Here is an 18,639-nt window from a genome sequence, read left to right on the forward strand (position 1 = left end):
GTGTTTATCTAAATCATGTTTTTGTCATGATCAAATTAATGGATTAAAAACTTGTCCAATCATCATCTTCATCATCATTTACAGTCGCTGTTCCTTTCGCCGATTTCCTCTCTTTCGCTTCATCTTTGACTGTGTTTTTTCTCTCCTCATGTTTTGTCTGTAGTGATTTTTCAGATGAGAACTGTTTTTCTATTGCTTTGTGTTGTGCCTTTTTGTTATTGAACAGTTCACTTTCCGCTGTTTTAAACTGTTCAACGATTTGTTCAAGATTACCTGCTTCTTCAGTCAATAAACTGGCAACAGCGGAAGATTGTTCAACCATCGTTGCATTTTGCTGTGTTGCTTTATCCATTTCAGTGACTGCAAGAGAGACTTGAGTGATACCTCGAGTTTGTTCTTCTGACGCAGATAAAATTTCAGTCATTGAGTCTTCAACATGTTTTACAGATGTCAGTATTTCACCCATAGAAATGCTAACTTGTTCAACGAGATCATTACCATGACGAACACGGCTAATAGAGGCATCAATCAATTCTTTAATTTCTTTCGCTGCTTCAGCACTACGCTGTGCTAACTCCCTGACTTCCGTCGCCACCACAGAAAAACCACGCCCTTGTTCGCCCGCTCTAGCTGCTTCAACGGCTGCGTTTAAGGAGAGAATATTGGTTTGGAACGCAATGCTATTGATAACGGCAGTGATTTCACCAATTTTTTGTGAGCTATCGGCTATATCAGTCATCGTTTTCACCATTCTATTGGTGACATCGCCCCCTTTGCTGGCAATATTGGAGGTCTGGCTGATAAGGTGTGAAACTTCACGAGCACTTTCTGTATTGTTTCTCACTGTTGCTGTGAGTTGTTCCATACTTGATGCAGTTTCCTCTAAGGCACTCGCTTGCTCTTCAGTACGACAAGAGAGGTCAGTATTTCCTGCTGATAATTCTTGAACGCCTGTATAAATATGATGACTTGTCCCTCGGATCGCATTCACAATTAATGACAGTTCGGTACGCATATATTGAATACCTGTAATTAATTGGTCGATTTCATTATTCCCTTTTGCGGTGATATCTTTATTTTCTAATAAATTTCCTTGTGAAATTTCCGACATATAACCGACAATTTGATTGATACGTAAAACAATATTTCGGCGTATCCAAACTACAACAAGAATAGTGAAAAGAATAAAAATAAACATAAAGACAAAAGCTAAGACCAAGGTACGTTCATAATTACCTTGAGCGGCTTTTATTGCGTGAGTAACAACGTTATCACTGAGATAATCTGTTGCTTCATAAAGGGATTGAGTAAAGCGTTCATTGGTATTATGTGCATAAATAGATTGAAAGCCGTAGTAATCGCGGATCTCTAGACATGATGCAAGTTGATCAAGGTCGTAAAGCACACGATTAAAGAGTTTTTTCATACTCTCTATTTTTTCGGGAGCAAAATTTGCTTTTTCGGTAGCCGTAAAATATTCGGTAATAATACTTATAACTTCTTGTTTTCTTTGTGGATAAGAGGAAAGGAAATCAGAGGTTTTATTTTCTGCTATATCGGGTGTGAGATGAGCTTCAAACATAACATTTAGCATATCTTCACGTAATTTATTTAACTCGGCATAACCATAATCCATCGTTTGTATCTGTTCAAAACCATTCGCTAATTGTGAGAGCCGTTTATTTGTTAAACTCGCATCACGGATACTCATTGCACCTGAAAAAAGTTGAATAGCGCAAAACAGTATTAAGATAAACATTAAGCCATTAGATATTTTTATTCGTTTCAGCATAGCCTTACCTATTTAATTGGTTTATAGGACACACAGCAAGGAGCGATAACTATTTATCAATTAAACTTATTCGGCTTGATATTTAAAAACTTTACCTTTTCTACTCAGTTTGATAGTAAAGACAACTTATATTTCTTTTTTTAGCTTTAATTGTCAGCTAATGGCTAAAATTTTCTAATGATTAATAGAAAAAACCATAAGTATATTACCTAACTTATTTTTTGTGTTAATTACTAATATGTAAATCTTAATAATGCATTGTTTAATATTAAAACGATAATAAGCAGTATTTTGTTTTTATTTATTTTTTTATCTTATGATAAGTAAAATAAAATTTTATATTTCATAAATGCTCTTAATCTTTCTTAAAAAAGTTCTTTATTTTGTATGAAAAACGATCTTTTTTGGGTGTTTATGTACGAAAGAAACAGAAATACTCCCAGAAAAATCACTGGGAGTAGGGTAGGTAGAGGTTTTGTTATATGTTCTGGACTATTTTCTACACAGAGCTCTCACACGATGTTGTGTGAGAAATATCATTAAAAGCTTTCCCAATTATCATCTGTTTCATGATTATTGGTTTTTATTGTTGGTGTTTTTAGTGTTTCAGTGTCTTGTGATTTAGCTGATAATGTAGGCAATATAGCTTTAACGGGTGTGACTTTTTCATGCTCAACTTTAAATGTATTCACAATAGTATCCAACATACTTGCTTGTTCACTTAATGTGGCAGAAGCTGCTGTTGACTGTTCAACCATCGCTGCATTTTGCTGAGTTGCTTTATCCATCTCATTAACAGCAAGACTGATTTGTGTGATACCACGCGTTTGCTCTTCTGATGCCGATAAAATTTCTTTCATCGAACCCGAGACATGATTAACCGATGTCACAATCTCGCCCATTGATAAACTAACTTGTTCGACGAGATCGTTACCTTGTCTAACACGTAATATCGTCGATTCAATAAGCTCTTTAATTTCTTTCGCTGCTTCTGCACTACGCTGTGCTAAATTGCGGACTTCACTTGCCACTACAGAGAAACCTCGGCCTTGTTCGCCGGCTCTGGCTGCTTCAACGGCAGCGTTAAGGGCTAAGATATTTGTTTGGAATGCAATATCATCAATAACAGCCGTAATTTCACCAATCTTTTGTGAACGATCGGCAATATCTGTCATTGTCATAACCATCTTATTACTGTGTTCGCCACCTTGAACGGCGATATCTGCAGTACTCATCACCAACTCTGTGACTTCACGAGCGCTCTCTGTGTTATTGCGAATGGTTGCGGTCATCTGCTCCATGCTAGACGCCGTTTCTTCTAGTGCGCTAGCTTGTTCTTCAGTTCGGCTCGATAAGTCATTATTACCCGCAGCAATCTCTTGTACACCTGTATAAATAGCCGCACTACTATTTCGGATAGAGCTTACCATCTCTTTTAATTGTGCGCGCATTTGCTGTAATCCCAGCATTAGCTGGTCTATTTCAGTATTACCTGAAATGTCACTGTCCACACGACTGACTAAATCACCTTTAGCAATTGTCTCTTGATAGGTGATCATTTGATTAATACGAGCAATGATGTATTTACGTATCCAAATAAGCACTAATGTGGTGAAAATAAGGAAAATCCCCATAAAGGTAGACGCTATCCACAGCATGCTGTCGTAGTTCTTTTCCGCTTCGGTCACTGACGGATTAACCACTTCATCTGTAATAAAGTCTGTGGCTTCATACAGTGAGTTAGTAAAGTTAGTATTCGCTGGGCTTTTTAAGATCAATCGAACAGCATTAGTATTTCGTTCATTTAAATATTGTGCCAATAAATCAAGATCAGCGCGGCTCTTTTGATAGAGCTGTTTGATCTGTGCCATACGTTGCTGATCGAAACCTGTTTGAGCAGATAACTCAACATACTCATTCATCAAAGCATCAACTTGCGCTTTACGTGCTGGCATGGTTTGCATAAATGCGGTGATGTTTGCATCTTCTGCTTGAGGGTTTGATATATAGCTAAATGCTTGCGCAATAATATCTGTACGCAATGTGTTCAACTCCGCATAGGTATTATCCATTGTGCGTAGTTGGTCGAAACTGTATGAAATTTGCTTGAGTTTATTTTGAGTTTGGTAGGCATCGTGAATGCTCTGTACTCCAGAAATGATCTGAATAATACAAAACAGAGTCAGGACACACATTAAACCTTGAGAGATTTTAATTCGTTTTAACATAACCCTACCTATTAGCTTTGTCTTTTCGTTGGTAAGTGGGAGGTCCACTTAGCAGAATGATTAATTCGGCTGGAATGTTAAAAACTTTAGCGAGAAAGAATTTATTTCCTTTACTTAATATAAATAGGTAAAAAATAAACGTTAGATGGTTATTTTTATTGGGTTATTACTAGATAGGGTGAGATTATGTTTTGTGTAAATAGTGCTATTGTAAAATGATATAAATCCCCTAAGCGAAATGAATTGTATAAATTTTAAGAATGAATTGAAGGGTAAAAATAAAGGAACGATTTTAAGTAAAATTGTTCCTTTATTAGTGAATTGCGTTGTATTACTGGGCTTCAAATGCGTTTGTCATTTCTTCCAGCGTTTCTTGTAATTCCATCCACTCCATTTCAACTTCTTCAAGTGCTGACTTTGCGATACCTTGTCGGCTTAAACAATCTGAAAGCTCATTTTTACGGCTGATATCGTAAATGCCACTGTCAGAAAGTGCTGTTTCAATGAGGGTAAGCTCTTGGCTGAGTTTATCCATTTTACTTTCTAAGGTAGTCAGTTTTTTACGTAGTGGTTGAGTTTGTTGTCTAAACTCGGCTTCTTTACGTTTTTGTTCTTTTTTGTCTTGCGCACTTAAATTGGTGGTTGTCGTAGCATTGCCATTCTCTTGTTGGCTCTTATTTGCCTGTGTCTCTTGACGATTTTGATCAACTAACCATTGTTGGTAATCATCAAGATCGCCATCAAATGATTCAACTTGACCATCGTGAACAAGATAGAGGTCGTCAGTGGTTGAACGTAATAAATGCCTATCATGCGATACGACTACAATTGCCCCTTCAAAGCTAATTAAAGCTTGGGTCAGTGCTTGGCGCATATCTAAATCAAGGTGGTTTGTTGGCTCATCCATTAACAGCAAATTAGGGCGTTGCCAAACTAAAAGTGATAAGACCAAACGTGCCTTTTCACCACCAGAAAATTGACCACAAGCATCAGTGACTTTATCGCCATGGAAACCAAATCCCCCCAAGTAATCACGTAATTTTTGTTCAGTTTCTTTGGGCGCTAAACGAGTTAAATGTTGTAGTGCCGATTCATCAGGGCGTAAAAACTCTAATTGATGCTGGGCAAAATAACCAAGCTTTATACCTTTAGAAAGAGCCAATTTCCCTTGTAATGGTTGAATTTCACCTGCAAGTAATTTAATCAGTGTTGATTTACCTGCACCATTGCGCCCTAATAATCCAATACGTGAGCCAGGAACTAAATTGAGTTTGATGTCATTAAGAATAACTTTTTCACCATAACCCGCGCTGACTTTCTCCATTGATAAAAGTGGATTAGGTAAACTTTCGGGTTGGCGGAAACTAAATTGGAATGGGTTATCTGAATGTGCAGGAGCGACTCGTTCCATTCGTTCAAGCATTTTGACACGGCTTTGGGCCTGTTTTGCTTTTGTCGCTTTTGCTTTAAATCTATCTATAAAACTCTGTAAGTGTGCAATTTTGGCTTGTTGATTTTCAAACAAAGCTTGTTGTTGTGCGAGTTTGGTTGCACGTTGCATTTCAAACGAAGAGTAGTTACCCGAATATTCAAAGATTTTTTCTTGCTCAATATGCAATATTTTATCCACGATAGGATCAAGAAAATCACGGTCATGGGAAATTAAAATAAGTGTGCCTGTGTAGCTTTTCAGCCATTTTTCTAGCCAAATAACAGCATCTAAATCTAAGTGGTTGGTGGGTTCATCGAGTAGTAGTAAATCAGATCGACAAATCAGCGCTTGTGCTAAGTTTAAACGCATTCTCCAGCCACCTGAAAATGATTTTACAGGTTCACTAAGCTGCTGTTGGCTGAAACCTAAACCATTTAGTAAGGTCGCTGCACGAGATTGTATTGTCCATGCGTTTATTGCATCTAATTGCCCATGTATTAGTGCAATGGCGTGGCCATCATTTATCTCGTTAGCTTTTTGTAATCGTTGCTCTAACTGGCGATATTCTCTATCACCATCAATAACATAATCAATAGCCGGTACATCAAGTGCCGGTGTTTCTTGGTTAACCCATGCCATTGACCATGTACTAGGATAGGTGACATTGCCTGCTTCTGCTTGAAGTTCACCTTTTAATAAAGAGAGCAATGTGGTTTTACCACAACCATTTTTGCCGACTAGACCAATTTTTTGCCCTGGATTAATGGTTGCACTGGCATTATCCAGTAACACTCTGACGCCACGGCGAATTTGCAAAGAAGAAAAAACAATCATAAATATCGTCTATTAAGAGTATGTAAATTAATATATAGAGTAAGTTGTTCGTAACAGTTGGTCACAATGCGTGCATGGTAACGGAAAAAACCGTTTCTGACACGTTTTGTAAGGAGGAATGATGTCAAACGCATCAAATGTATTACTGGTGTATGTTCATCCCGAGCCGCGCCAATCAGTCGCCAATAAAGCGTTATTAAAAGCGGTAAGGGATTTAGAGAATATAACTATCCATGATTTATATGCTACTTATCCTGATTTTTTTATTGATATACACCATGAACAATCCTTGTTGTGTAAGCATCAAGTGATCGTTTTTCAATTTCCATTGCAAACATATAGTTGCCCTGCGTTATTAAAAGAGTGGCAAGACAGAGTGTTAACACGTCCATTTGCGAATGAAAGTGGACGGTCACATTTAAAAGGGAAAGCATTCCGCTGTGTTGTGACCACAGGTGAACCTGAATATGCTTACCAACATAATGGAAAAAATCACTATACACTCACAGAACTATTACGTCCCTTGGAATTAATGGCAGAAATGTGTGGTATGCGCTGGCTACCACCCATGATTGTGTATTCAGCAAGACAACAATCTAAAACAACACTGACCCATATTGGTGAAGCTTATCGTCATTGGTTAAGTGCGCCACTTGAAGGGGAGCAAGCTTAATGGAAGATAATTGGATGATTAAGGCGGTGCTCTTTTTCCTGTGTGCTGCTGTAGTTATGGTACCTATTGCTCAACGTCTTAAAATTGGTGCAGTACTCGGTTATTTGATTGCTGGGATTGTCATTGGACCTTGGGGATTCGGACTGTTTAAAGATGTTGATGATATCTTGCATTTTTCTGAGCTAGGTGTGGTCTTTTTAATGTTCCTTATTGGTTTGGAATTAAATCCAGCTAAGTTATGGGAATTGAGACGTGCTATTTTTGGTGTTGGTTCAATGCAAGTGGTATTAACCGCTTCTATTTTTTCAGGGCTCATTCTCGTTTTTACTTCTTTTTCATGGCAGGCTGCTGTTATTGGTGGATTAGGTATTGCGATGTCTTCTACGGCGATGGCATTGCAACTTATGAATGAGAAAGGAATGAACCATAATGAAGGCGGGCAATTAGGTTTTGCTGTTTTACTTTTCCAAGATATGGCGGTTATTCCTATCCTTGCCGTTATTCCTTTGTTAGCCGGAGAAACGGCAAGCAGCGATTGGTATCGAATTGGGTTGAAAGTAGCTGCTTTTGCTGGATTGCTGATTTGTGGGCGTTATTTATTACGTCCACTCTTACGCTTAGTTGTGAAATCTGGAGTAAGGGAAGTTTTTACTGCGGCTGCGCTACTTGTTGTATTAGGTGCTGCTATTTTTATGGAAACCCTAGGTTTTTCAATGGCAATGGGAACCTTTATTGCAGGGGTGTTATTGGCAGATTCAGAATATCGACATGAATTAGAGATCTCTATTGAACCTTTTAAAGGTCTTCTTTTAGGACTCTTTTTTATCTCTGTCGGTATGTCTTTAGATATCGGTATTTTATGGCGTTATCTTCCACAAGTATTATTAGGTGTCTTAGTGCTGGTTATTGTGAAAGCATTAATACTTTATAGTATCGCTTGGTTAGCCAGATTACGTTTTTCCACGCGCTTACAATTTTCAGCTGTATTAAGCCAAGGTGGGGAATTTGCGTTTGTTGTTTTCTCGACGTCTATGGCAATGGGCGTATTAGAAAGTCAGCAAATGGCATTATTGTTGGTTGTTGTCACGCTTTCTATGATGACAACGCCACTTGTGATGCAAATGACAGACGCTGTATTATCTCGCCGTTATAATGATCCTAAAACAGACGAACAGCCTTTTGTTGAAAACAATCATCCAGAAGTTATTCTTGTTGGTTTTGGTCGAATGGGACAGGTTGTAGGGCGCTTATTAATGGCGAACAAGGTTAATGTCACGGTATTAGAGCATGATGTCGGAAGCATAAGCACCATGCGTAAATACGGCTATAAAGTTTATTACGGTGATGCAACCGATCTCAATCTATTGCGTGCAGCGGGTGCGGAACACGCAAAAACGATTGTAATCACTAGTAATGAACCTGAAGCAACGATGGAAATTGTTCATCTCTGTCAGCGACACTTCCCTAATTTGCATATTATTTCCAGAGCAAGAGGACGTGTTGAGGCTCATGAATTGCTTAAAGCAGGTGTAACAGATTTTAGCAGAGAAACATTTTCTAGTGCTTTAGAGTTAGGGCGTAAGACATTAATTGAATTAGGTATGCATCCTCACCAAGCTTATCGAGCACAACAGCATTTTCGTCGTTTGGATATGCAATTACTTAGAAAGTTGGTGGATGAATCACCTGAAGAAGTTTCCAATGTTTCTCGTGTAAAAGAAGCAAGGCGAGAGCTTGAAGAACTTTTTAGTGAAGAAATTCGTCAAGAGCATCACCAACCGGATATTTGGGATGAGTCTTTAACAGAGGATATTCCTCAAATAAGTAAAGAAAAAAGATCTATTGATAAACAGGAGAACTGACCCCATGTCTGCAACCCGTAAACGCTTTATTGCAGGAGCTGTGTGCCCACACTGTCAAGCTCAAGATACACTTAAAATGTGGCGTGAAGATAAAGTGGATATTGTGGAATGTGCGAAATGTGGCCATCAACAACGGCAAACAGAGGGTGAAGTTAACTCACTTGTTCGTAAAAATGAACAAGTCATTGGGATCTTTACACCACAATAATTATAGGTTTTTTGATATAACCCGATACAGAAGATTTATTTTTCGTTACAATCGGGAAAATTTTGCCCACGGGTATGTAGGAGATGTCATGAAAGTAGCAAACGACTTGGTAGTTAGTCTGGCTTATCAAGTAAGATCAGAAGACGGTGTTTTAGTTGATGAGTCCACGGTGAGCGCACCGTTAGACTATCTGCATGGCCGTGGTTCTTTAATCAGTGGTTTAGAAAATGCATTAACAGGTCGCGAAGTCGGTGAGAAATTCGACGTAGAAGTGGCTTCTGATGATGCATATGGTCAATATGACGAAAACTTAGTTCAACGCGTACCGAAAGATGTTTTTGTGGGCGTTGATGAGTTAGAAGTTGGTATGCGTTTTCTGGCTGATACCGACCAAGGTCCAGTACCAGTAGAAATTACAGGTATTGAAGGTGACGAAGTTATTGTTGATGGTAACCACATGTTAGCAGGTCAAAACCTGAAGTTTCATGTTGAAATCGTTGCAATTCGTGAAGCGACCGAAGAAGAATTAGCTCACGGTCACGTACATGGTGAAGAAGAGCACGAATGTTGTGGTGGCCACGGTCACGGTGAAGAAGGCGGATGCTGTGGCGGTGGTCACGGTCATGGTCATTCACACGGTGAAGAAGGTGGATGCTGTGGCGGTGGTCATGGTCACGGTGGTCACGGTCACGGCAATGGCGGTTGTGGTTGTCAGCACTAATCTTTCTTTGAAAAGATCAAAAGGAGCGTTTAAGCGCTCCTTTTTTGTTTTCAGCTTTGATATTAACAGCGAACAACAACTCAATAGTGAGGTGGCGGTGTTTCATCCTCAGGTCTAGCAAGTATTGAGTTTTGAGAATTTTTTAGGCGCTCAGAAACAATTTTTAAGGCTTCTTTAAAGCGGCTGATTTCAATTTGTTGCTGTGTGACCACCTGATTTAATTCTTCAATAGTCGCATCTTGGAAAGCAACTTTGCTTTCTAATTGAATGAGCAATCGCTCTACTTCCTTAATATCCATTGTGTTTTTCCTCCTTTAAAATGTCCTATTACGACGACTATGACTAACAAACTTGCGAAATTTAATCTTATTTACTGATATATACACAGGAAGACATAAATCTGGTTTGAGATAAAAGACTATTTTGCTAATGTGGTAGCACTCAGTGCTGACAAAAATCCTAACATTAACTGTTAAGAGTGTCGGCAAAATTTTTTAAATTCATATAAAATTGCTACCCGTAGATGAGGTTTATACTCTGAATATTCGAGGTGCGACTAGGCGACAAGTGAATAAGTCACTAAGAACATACATCGTATGTGACTCGTGCAAATAAACTCAGTCAACAACTCGACAACTTGAAGTATGACGAGTACATACCGCAACGACAGCAAGAAGTGATGCAAAACGTTTTAGTGAAGGTCTATGATGATCGTTTGCAAAACGTAGCGACTCACTAACATATACTGGAGAATGGGATGAAATCTTTATTAAAAACGACGTTGTTGGCAACCAGTTTAGCTTTCGCATTCAGTGCACCGCATGCATTCGCTGAAGAAGCAGCTAAAGTGCCAACACTAAATAGCGCATTTAAAACTCAAAATGAGCAAAATGCCTATGCGTTAGGTGCGTCGATGGGTCGCTATATGGAAGCTGCATTACAAGAACAAAAAAATATTGGTATTACTTTAGATTCTAAACAACTGTTAGCCGGTGTTCAGGATGCATTTAATAGTAAATCAAAATTATCAGATGCTGAAATTGAATTAACATTAGCGGCTTTTGAAGATCAAGTCCGTACTGCAGCAACGGCAAAAATGGAAAAAGAAGCGACTGAAAACAAAGCTGCTGGTGATAAATTCCGCACAGAATTTGCTGCTGAAAAAGGTGTGGTAAAAACAAAATCCGGTTTACTGTATTTAGTTGAAAATCCGGGTAAAGGAAAAACACCAACAGATGCTGACCGTGTTACTGTAAACTACAAGGGTATGCTGATTGATGGTAAACAATTTGATAGCTCTTATGATCGTAAAGAACCTCTGACAATTAGCCTGAAAAGCGTTATTCCTGGTTGGACTGAAGGTATGAAATACATCAAAGAAGGCGGTAAAATCAAATTAGTTATTCCACCTGAATTAGGTTATGGACAACGTGCAACTAGCGGTATTCCAGCTAATTCAACCTTAGTGTTTGAAATTGAATTACTGAGTGTTGAAAGCGACAAGTAATTTATTTATAAAGAAAAAAATGCTGACATAAATGTCAGCATTTTTGTTTCTAATACATTATTTATTAACACATATAGTATTAATCGATTTTTGTTTTTTTTAATAAAAACAGCAAACCAATAATAATAGCCCCATTCCTACTAAGCTAAGTAGCGACATCTTATTGCCCAAGAAAATATAATCCATTAAGGCTGTCACTTAGGGTACTAAATAGAATAAGCTCGTGACATTAACTAAGTTACCGCTTGAGAGTAAGCGGTATAATAGCAAATGCGCTACCATTATCTAAGCCCCAACGAGAAAAGATAGCACCGCTATTCCATAATAAAACAAATAATGTCGTTGGACCGAATTTCGCCCAATATTGACGTAAATGCATGATGATACACCTGTAAAATGAGCAGTAAGATAGCTTGATTATTTTTAGTCATGGTTGGCGATTGATAAAACATCAATAAATAAACGTAAATAACACATCAATTTAGCCTGTTGGTTAAATATGCGATTAAGCCGATTAAATAGATCAAGCGATGCAAGTTGCAACAATAACCGTTGTATTGACTACAACCTCTTTCATAGGTTGAGGTGGTGGAAAGAGAGTTTCAATAGGCATAGAAGCGACAGAAATTAATCCTATTATTGATGAAGTTTGCTGAGATTGGCATATCATCAGTATATTCATGGGATTAATCGCTAGTTAAAATAACAATAAATTGGAATATAGGTAATCTATTCAATAGAGTCAATTTTGATCCTTCTCACGCCTAAAAAAGGAATTCTTCAAAAATAAAGAGAGGGGATGAGTACAAAATATGAAGAAAAATGAAAAAAGCTGTGACCTATCACAAAGCTCTTATTTTAAGTCACTTGACGTAGATCTTCTGACGATCTAACGTCAGAATCGTTCTTAATTCTGTTTTTATATTTAAATTTTTTCAATATTGAATTGATCCGCAATGACGAATCGTTATAAAAAATAGAACCTCAAGTCATTATCATAATTAAAGCCTTTAAGGATTATATAATCAAATGTCTAGCCCGTTATTTAATGGTGACAGCAGCGAGTTTGAAAAACTAGATAGCCGACCTTTTACTCAAACTGATCACGAAATATTGAAGTCCTATGAAGCAGCCGTGGATGGTTTGGCTATGCTCATCGGTAACCATTGCGAAATCGTATTGCACTCTCTGGAAGATTTGAAATGTTCAGCGGTTAAAATCGCCAATGGAGAACACACTGGTCGTAAGATTGGCTCTCCAATTACCGATTTGGCATTACAAATGTTACATGATATTACAGATGAAGATTCAAGTTTTTCAAAGGCTTACTTTACTAGAGCGAAAAGTGGTGCACTGATGAAATCAATCACGATTGCTATTCGTAATCGTGAACGTCGAGTCATTGGTTTATTGTGTATCAATATGAACCTTGATGTTCCATTCTCTGAAGTAATTAAAACCTTTATTCCTGAAGAAACACATGAAGTTGCATCTGATGTTAACTTTGCCTCATCAGTTGATGATTTAGTGGCTCAAACATTAGAGTTCACGATTGAAGAAGTAAATAATGATCGTGAAGTCGCGAATAATGCCAAGAATAAGCAAGTTGTGTTAAATCTTTATGAAAAAGGTATTTTTGATATTAAAGATGCCATTAATCAGGTTGCAGACCGCTTAAATATTTCAAAACATACTGTGTATCTTTATATTCGCCAATTTAAAAATGGAGAATAAGGCAACATTATGAGTTCCTTGACATATTGTTTAGTGGTTACGGGGCCTCATTACGGAACTGAACAAGCTTCAAGTGCCTATTTATTCGCAAATGCCCTTATTGAAAAAGGGCATCAAATTGCACAAATTTTCTTCTATCGAGAAGGTGTTGTGAATGCTAATAAATTGGTATCGCCTGCAAATGATGAATTTGATCTTCATAAAGCGTGGGTTGCGTTGGCGAAAAAACATCAAATCCCTTTACATGTTTGTGTTGCTGCGGCATTGCGTAGAGGAATTATTGATAAACAACAGGCCAAAGAACTGGAAATGATGAACGATAACATGGCGCCTGAATTTGAGTTAAGTGGTTTGGGTTCACTGGCTCAAGCTATGTTGACTTGTTCTCGTGTGGTGCAATTTTAAATGAAGAAAATGAATTCAGTTGCCTTCCTTTTTACTCAAGCACCTCATGGTAATAGTGCGGGTCGAGAAGGTTTGGATGCTTTACTAGCAACCTCAGCCTTAACAGAAGATATTGGCGTTTTTTTTATCTCTGATGGTGTATTTCAACTCGTTGAAAATCAACAGCCTGAAGGGGTGTTATCACGTCATCATGCAGCAACATTTAAAGTGCTACCCTTGTATGATGTGACAAGCGTCTATATATCACTGAAAGACATGGTTCATCGTGGATTATCCTCTCAAACTTCTTTTGTCTTGGATGCACAGGTGATATCCCAACAAGATATTGCTCAAAAATTGAGTGAATATGATGTGGTATTGCGCTTTTAATACAGAAGTTAGTCAGGAAGGTTGAACGGTTATGTTGTATACTTATTCCGTCTCTATTTATCAAAGTGATTTAGAGACTTTTTTATCTTTATTGACAAAAGAAGATGATGTTTTGTTAATACAAGATGGTGTACTGGCAGTTCTTGAAGAGAATCCCTTATTAAAATATTGTCTTCAACAGCAAATTTCAATTTACGCATTAATTGATGATGTTTTGGCAAGAGGCTTAAAAGATCAAGTATCTCATCATATTAAACTCATCAATTATGGTGATTTTGTCGATTTAACGGTAAAACACCCCCAACAAATTCATTGGGGAGCGTAGAATTGCTGTATAATTCTTGACACATGAGCCCGTCAGCAATAAAATTCTGCGTCCTCATGTTTTGTCTTGTTGACAAGACAGAGTTCAAATCCGTGTTTACGAAGCAAAAACCAGGAGCTTTTTTTAAATGGCAACTATTAATCAGCTGGTACGCAAATCTCGTAGCTCGAAAGTTGTTAAAAGCAACGTTCCAGCTCTGGAAGCTTGCCCGCAAAAACGTGGCGTATGTACTCGTGTATATACTACCACTCCAAAAAAACCAAACTCAGCACTGCGTAAAGTATGCCGTGTGCGTTTGACTAACGGTTTCGAAGTTTCTTCCTACATCGGTGGTGAAGGCCACAACTTGCAGGAGCACTCCGTAATCTTAATCCGTGGTGGTCGTGTTAAAGACTTACCAGGTGTGCGTTACCACACTGTTCGCGGCGCGCTGGACTGTTCTGGTGTTAAAGACCGTAAACAAGCTCGTTCTAAGTACGGTGTGAAGAAGCCAAAGGCTTAATGGTTCTCCGTTAAGTAAGGCCAAACATTTTTTCACCAATAATGTCAAAATAAACTCATTGAGTTTTGGACAACCCTGAATTTTAAACGGAGTATTTCCATGCCACGTCGTCGTGTAATTGGTCAACGTAAAATTCTGCCAGATCCTAAGTTCGGATCAGAACTGCTGGCTAAATTTGTAAACATTCTGATGGTAGACGGTAAAAAATCTACTGCAGAATCTATCGTATATAATGCGCTTGAGACCCTGGCTCAGCGTTCAGGCAAAACTGAACTGGAAGCGTTCGAAATCGCATTAGATAACGTACGCCCTACTGTGGAAGTTAAATCCCGCCGTGTTGGTGGTTCAACTTACCAAGTTCCAGTTGAAGTACGCCCAGTTCGTCGTAATGCATTAGCAATGCGTTGGATTGTTGAAGCTGCTCGTAAACGCGGTGATAAATCCATGGCTCTTCGCCTGGCAAATGAATTATCTGATGCGGCTGAAAACAAAGGCGCTGCTGTTAAGAAACGTGAAGACGTTCACCGTATGGCAGATGCAAACAAGGCGTTCGCACACTACCGTTGGTAATCCACGGAGTATCGCAACTCTTTTCAGGACAGCTCTGCTGTCCTTTACCTGAATTGAACGCCCACGAGAGAGGAAAAAATGGCTCGTCAAACCCCCATAGCACGCTACCGTAATATCGGTATTAGTGCGCACATCGATGCCGGTAAAACCACTACAAGTGAACGTATTCTGTTTTATACCGGTGTAAACCATAAAATTGGTGAAACTCACGAAGGTTCAGCAACAATGGACTGGATGGAGCAGGAGCAGGAACGTGGTATTACTATCACATCCGCAGCAACTACTGCATTCTGGTCTGGTATGGCTAAACAGTTTGAGCCTCACCGTGTAAACATCATCGACACCCCAGGACACGTTGACTTCACAATCGAAGTAGAACGTTCTATGCGTGTTCTTGATGGCGCGGTTATGGTTTACTGTGCAGTTGGTGGTGTTCAGCCTCAGTCAGAAACAGTATGGCGCCAGGCTAACAAATATCATGTACCACGTATCGCGTTCGTTAACAAAATGGACCGTATGGGTGCAAACTTCCTGCGTGTTGTTGAACAAATCAAAACACGTCTGGCTGCAAACCCAGTTCCACTGCAAATTCCAGTAGGTGCTGAAGAACATTTCACCGGTGTTGTTGATTTAATTAAAATGAAATCAATCCGTTGGAATGAAGAAGACCAAGGTGTTACCTTCGAATACGAAGACATTCCTGCAAATCTGCAAGATTTAGCTGAAGAATGGCACAACAACCTAGTCGAATCAGCAGCTGAAGCATCAGAAGAACTGATGGACAAATATCTGGGCGGCGAAGAACTGACAGAAGCAGAAATCAAAGCTGCTCTGCGTAAACGCGTTCTAGATAATGAAATTATCCTGGTTACCTGTGGTTCTGCGTTTAAGAACAAAGGTGTTCAGGCAATGCTGGATGCGGTAATTGAATACCTGCCAGCACCAACAGATGTTCCTGCAATTAAAGGTATGTTACCAGACGGTAAAGATACTCCAGCAGAACGTCATTCAAGCGACGAAGAGCCGTTCTCATCTCTGGCATTCAAAATCGCAACTGACCCATTTGTTGGTAACTTAACATTCTTCCGTGTGTACTCTGGTGTTGTAAACTCAGGCGACACAGTTCTGAACCCGGTTAAAGACAAAAAAGAACGTTTTGGCCGTATTGTTCAGATGCATGCTAATAAGCGTGAAGAAATTAAAGAAGTTCGTGCAGGCGACATCGCTGCTGCTATCGGTCTGAAAGACGTTACTACAGGTGATACTCTGTGTGCAATTGAGGCACCAATCATCTTAGAACGTATGGAATTCCCAGAGCCAGTAATCTCTGTTGCTATCGAACCTAAGACTAAAGCTGACCAAGAAAAAATGGGTATCGCTCTGAACCGTCTGGCTCAGGAAGATCCATCTTTCCGCGTATCAAGTGACGAAGAAACTGGTCAGACTATCATTGCTGGTATGGGTGAGCTGCACTTAGACGTGTTAGTTGACCGTATGCGTCGTGAATTTAAAGTTGAAGCGAACGTAGGTAAACCACAGGTTGCTTACCGTGAAACTATTCGTGATACAGTAACTGATATCGAAGGTAAACACGCGAAACAATCTGGTGGTCGTGGTCAGTACGGTCATGTTGTTATCGACCTGTCTCCATTACCAGCAGGTGGTGAAGAGAACTACGTATTTATCAACGATATCGTTGGTGGTGTAATTCCTAAAGAATTCATCCCAGCTGTTGATAAAGGTATTCAAGAACAGCTGAAATCTGGTCCATTAGCAGGTTATCCTGTTGTGGATATTCAGGCTCGTTTACATTATGGTTCTTACCATGATGTTGACTCCTCAGAAATCGCGTTTAAAATCGCCGCATCAATGGCATTTAAAGACGGCTTCATGAAAGCTAAGCCAATTCTGCTTGAGCCAGTCATGAAAGTTGAGATTGAAACGCCAGAAGATTACATGGGCGACGTTATCGGTGACTTAAACCGTCGTCGTGGTATGGTTGAAGGTATGGACGATCTGCCTACCGGTAAGATCATCCGTGCCCAAGTACCACTGGCTGAGATGTTCGGTTATGCAACTGACCTGCGTTCACAAACTCAGGGTCGTGCTTCATACTCTATGGAGTTCTTGAAGTACAGCGAAGCGCCTAGCAACGTCGCTCAGGCTATTATCGAAGCTCGTAAAGCGAAATAAGATCCTTTCGAGTTCAATTTAGTTTACGCTCCCTCTATTTGAGGGAGCGATATTAAGGAATATAGTCGTGTCTAAAGAAAAATTTGAACGTTCAAAACCGCACGTTAACGTTGGTACTATCGGCCACGTTGACCACGGTAAAACAACTCTGACTGCTGCAATCACTACAGTTTTAGCTAAAACTTATGGTGGTGCTGCTCGTGCATTCGATCAAATCGATAACGCACCAGAAGAAAAAGCTCGTGGTATCACCATCTCTACTTCACACGTAGAATATGACACTCCAACTCGTCACTACGCACACGTAGACTGCCCAGGTCACGCCGACTATGTTAAAAACATGATCACTGGTGCTGCGCAAATGGACGGAGCTATCCTGGTTGTTGCTGCGACAGATGGCCCAATGCCACAAACTCGTGAGCACATCCTGTTAGGTCGTCAGGTTGGTGTTCCTTACATCATCGTATTCCTGAACAAATGTGACATGGTAGATGATGAAGAGTTACTGGAATTAGTCGAAATGGAAGTTCGTGAACTTCTGTCTCAGTACGATTTCCCAGGTGATGACACTCCAGTAATCCGTGGTTCAGCGCTGAAAGCACTGGAAGGCGAAGCAGAGTGGGAAGCAAAAATTGTTGAATTAGCAGAAGCACTGGATTCATACATCCCAGAGCCAGAGCGTGCAATTGACAAACCATTCCTGTTACCAATTGAAGACGTATTCTCAATTTCAGGCCGTGGTACAGTAGTAACAGGTCGTGTTGAGCGTGGCGTAATCAAAGTTGGTGAAGAAGTTGAAATCGTTGGTATTAAACCAACAGCGAAAACAACTTGTACTGGTGTTGAAATGTTCCGTAAATTACTTGACGAAGGTCGTGCAGGTGAGAACGTAGGTGTTCTTCTGCGTGGTACTAAACGTGAAGAAATCGAACGTGGACAAGTACTGGCGAAACCAGGTTCAATCAACCCACACACTAAATTTGAATCAGAAGTTTATATTCTGAGCAAAGATGAAGGTGGTCGTCATACTCCATTCTTCAAAGGCTACCGTCCACAGTTCTACTTCCGTACAACTGACGTAACTGGTACTATCGAATTACCAGAAGGCGTAGAAATGGTAATGCCAGGTGACAACATCAACATGATCGTTGAACTGATTCACCCAATCGCGATGGACGACGGTTTACGTTTCGCTATCCGTGAAGGTGGCCGTACAGTAGGTGCGGGCGTTGTTGCTAAAGTATTAGGTTAATTACTCGCGTAATTTCCTAAAAAAGGGCATCA

The 18,639-nt window shown here is 39.5% G+C and carries 19 protein-coding genes; 13 read left to right on the forward strand and 6 right to left on the reverse strand.

Features of this window, described 5'->3' with window-relative positions:
• Positions 1-43 precede the first annotated feature (43 nt).
• From GWI59_RS03985 to GWI59_RS03995, 3 genes are all read right to left on the reverse strand, one after another.
• The gene (locus tag GWI59_RS03985) at positions 44-1,792 is read right to left on the reverse strand and encodes a methyl-accepting chemotaxis protein (protein WP_161724026.1); all 1,749 of its coding nucleotides are present in this window, start codon (positions 1,790-1,792) and stop codon (positions 44-46) included.
• 539 nt (positions 1,793-2,331) lie between these two features.
• Complete coding sequence (locus tag GWI59_RS03990; protein WP_109847987.1) at positions 2,332-4,020, reverse strand: methyl-accepting chemotaxis protein; 1,689 nt, start codon at positions 4,018-4,020, stop codon at positions 2,332-2,334.
• Between the two features lie 331 nt (positions 4,021-4,351).
• Positions 4,352-6,286 carry an ABC transporter ATP-binding protein gene (locus GWI59_RS03995; RefSeq protein ID WP_161707245.1) on the reverse strand — a complete coding sequence of 645 codons (1,935 nt, stop codon included), beginning with the start codon at positions 6,284-6,286 and terminating at the stop codon, positions 4,352-4,354.
• A 121-nt stretch (positions 6,287-6,407) separates the two neighbouring features.
• Between GWI59_RS03995 and kefG the strand changes: the two genes are divergently transcribed.
• From kefG to slyD, 4 genes are all read left to right on the forward strand, one after another.
• Positions 6,408-6,959, forward strand: coding sequence for a glutathione-regulated potassium-efflux system ancillary protein KefG (gene kefG, locus GWI59_RS04000; protein WP_109399082.1), 552 nt, complete (start codon positions 6,408-6,410; stop codon positions 6,957-6,959).
• The gene (gene kefB / locus GWI59_RS04005) at positions 6,959-8,821 is read left to right on the forward strand and encodes a glutathione-regulated potassium-efflux system protein KefB (RefSeq protein ID WP_161670871.1); all 1,863 of its coding nucleotides are present in this window, start codon (positions 6,959-6,961) and stop codon (positions 8,819-8,821) included. The genes kefG and kefB overlap by 1 nt, the downstream gene beginning before the upstream one ends.
• Positions 8,822-8,825: 4 nt before the next feature.
• Positions 8,826-9,029, forward strand: coding sequence for a YheV family putative zinc ribbon protein (locus GWI59_RS04010; protein ID WP_006534684.1), 204 nt, complete (start codon positions 8,826-8,828; stop codon positions 9,027-9,029).
• An 88-nt stretch (positions 9,030-9,117) separates the two neighbouring features.
• A complete protein-coding gene (gene slyD / locus GWI59_RS04015; protein ID WP_161669465.1) occupies positions 9,118-9,750 on the forward strand; it encodes a peptidylprolyl isomerase in 633 nt (210 codons plus the stop codon).
• Between the two features lie 80 nt (positions 9,751-9,830).
• On the opposite strand, the gene GWI59_RS04020 is transcribed toward slyD, so the two are convergent.
• Positions 9,831-10,049: a SlyX family protein gene (locus GWI59_RS04020; protein ID WP_161724028.1), complete on the reverse strand. Its 219-nt coding sequence runs from the start codon at positions 10,047-10,049 to the stop codon at positions 9,831-9,833.
• A 458-nt stretch (positions 10,050-10,507) separates the two neighbouring features.
• On the opposite strand from GWI59_RS04020, the gene fkpA reads away from it, so the two are divergent.
• A complete protein-coding gene (gene fkpA / locus GWI59_RS04025; protein ID WP_072064774.1) occupies positions 10,508-11,257 on the forward strand; it encodes an FKBP-type peptidyl-prolyl cis-trans isomerase in 750 nt (249 codons plus the stop codon).
• A 238-nt stretch (positions 11,258-11,495) separates the two neighbouring features.
• Here the strand turns inward: fkpA and GWI59_RS04035 are convergent, their stop codons facing one another.
• Positions 11,496-11,636, reverse strand: a complete 141-nt coding sequence (locus GWI59_RS04035; RefSeq protein ID WP_161669463.1) for a hypothetical protein — start codon at positions 11,634-11,636, stop codon at positions 11,496-11,498.
• A 144-nt stretch (positions 11,637-11,780) separates the two neighbouring features.
• Positions 11,781-11,939, reverse strand: coding sequence for a hypothetical protein (locus GWI59_RS04040; protein ID WP_157955979.1), 159 nt, complete (start codon positions 11,937-11,939; stop codon positions 11,781-11,783).
• Between the two features lie 347 nt (positions 11,940-12,286).
• On the opposite strand from GWI59_RS04040, the gene GWI59_RS04045 reads away from it, so the two are divergent.
• From GWI59_RS04045 to tuf, 8 genes are all read left to right on the forward strand, one after another.
• Positions 12,287-12,991 (forward strand): helix-turn-helix transcriptional regulator, encoded by a 705-nt coding sequence (locus GWI59_RS04045; RefSeq protein ID WP_072064772.1) that lies wholly within the window; start codon positions 12,287-12,289, stop codon positions 12,989-12,991.
• A 9-nt stretch (positions 12,992-13,000) separates the two neighbouring features.
• Positions 13,001-13,396 (forward strand): sulfurtransferase complex subunit TusD, encoded by a 396-nt coding sequence (gene tusD / locus GWI59_RS04050; protein ID WP_115065670.1) that lies wholly within the window; start codon positions 13,001-13,003, stop codon positions 13,394-13,396.
• Positions 13,397-13,765 carry a sulfurtransferase complex subunit TusC gene (gene tusC, locus GWI59_RS04055; RefSeq protein WP_161724030.1) on the forward strand — a complete coding sequence of 123 codons (369 nt, stop codon included), beginning with the start codon at positions 13,397-13,399 and terminating at the stop codon, positions 13,763-13,765.
• A 31-nt stretch (positions 13,766-13,796) separates the two neighbouring features.
• Positions 13,797-14,090 (forward strand): sulfurtransferase complex subunit TusB, encoded by a 294-nt coding sequence (gene tusB / locus GWI59_RS04060; protein ID WP_006534698.1) that lies wholly within the window; start codon positions 13,797-13,799, stop codon positions 14,088-14,090.
• 127 nt (positions 14,091-14,217) lie between these two features.
• Complete coding sequence (rpsL, locus tag GWI59_RS04065) at positions 14,218-14,592, forward strand: 30S ribosomal protein S12 (RefSeq protein ID WP_004236497.1); 375 nt, start codon at positions 14,218-14,220, stop codon at positions 14,590-14,592.
• Positions 14,593-14,691: 99 nt separating this feature from the next.
• Complete coding sequence (gene rpsG, locus GWI59_RS04070) at positions 14,692-15,162, forward strand: 30S ribosomal protein S7 (RefSeq protein ID WP_004246897.1); 471 nt, start codon at positions 14,692-14,694, stop codon at positions 15,160-15,162.
• Positions 15,163-15,240: 78 nt separating this feature from the next.
• Positions 15,241-17,355 (forward strand): elongation factor G, encoded by a 2,115-nt coding sequence (gene fusA, locus GWI59_RS04075; protein WP_109847982.1) that lies wholly within the window; start codon positions 15,241-15,243, stop codon positions 17,353-17,355.
• A 67-nt stretch (positions 17,356-17,422) separates the two neighbouring features.
• Positions 17,423-18,607 (forward strand): elongation factor Tu, encoded by a 1,185-nt coding sequence (gene tuf, locus GWI59_RS04080; RefSeq protein ID WP_006535489.1) that lies wholly within the window; start codon positions 17,423-17,425, stop codon positions 18,605-18,607.
• Positions 18,608-18,639: the final 32 nt, after the last annotated feature.

It is taken from the genome of Proteus sp. G2673, from assembly GCF_009915125.1.
In the GTDB taxonomy this organism is placed as follows: domain Bacteria; phylum Pseudomonadota; class Gammaproteobacteria; order Enterobacterales; family Enterobacteriaceae; genus Proteus; species Proteus penneri.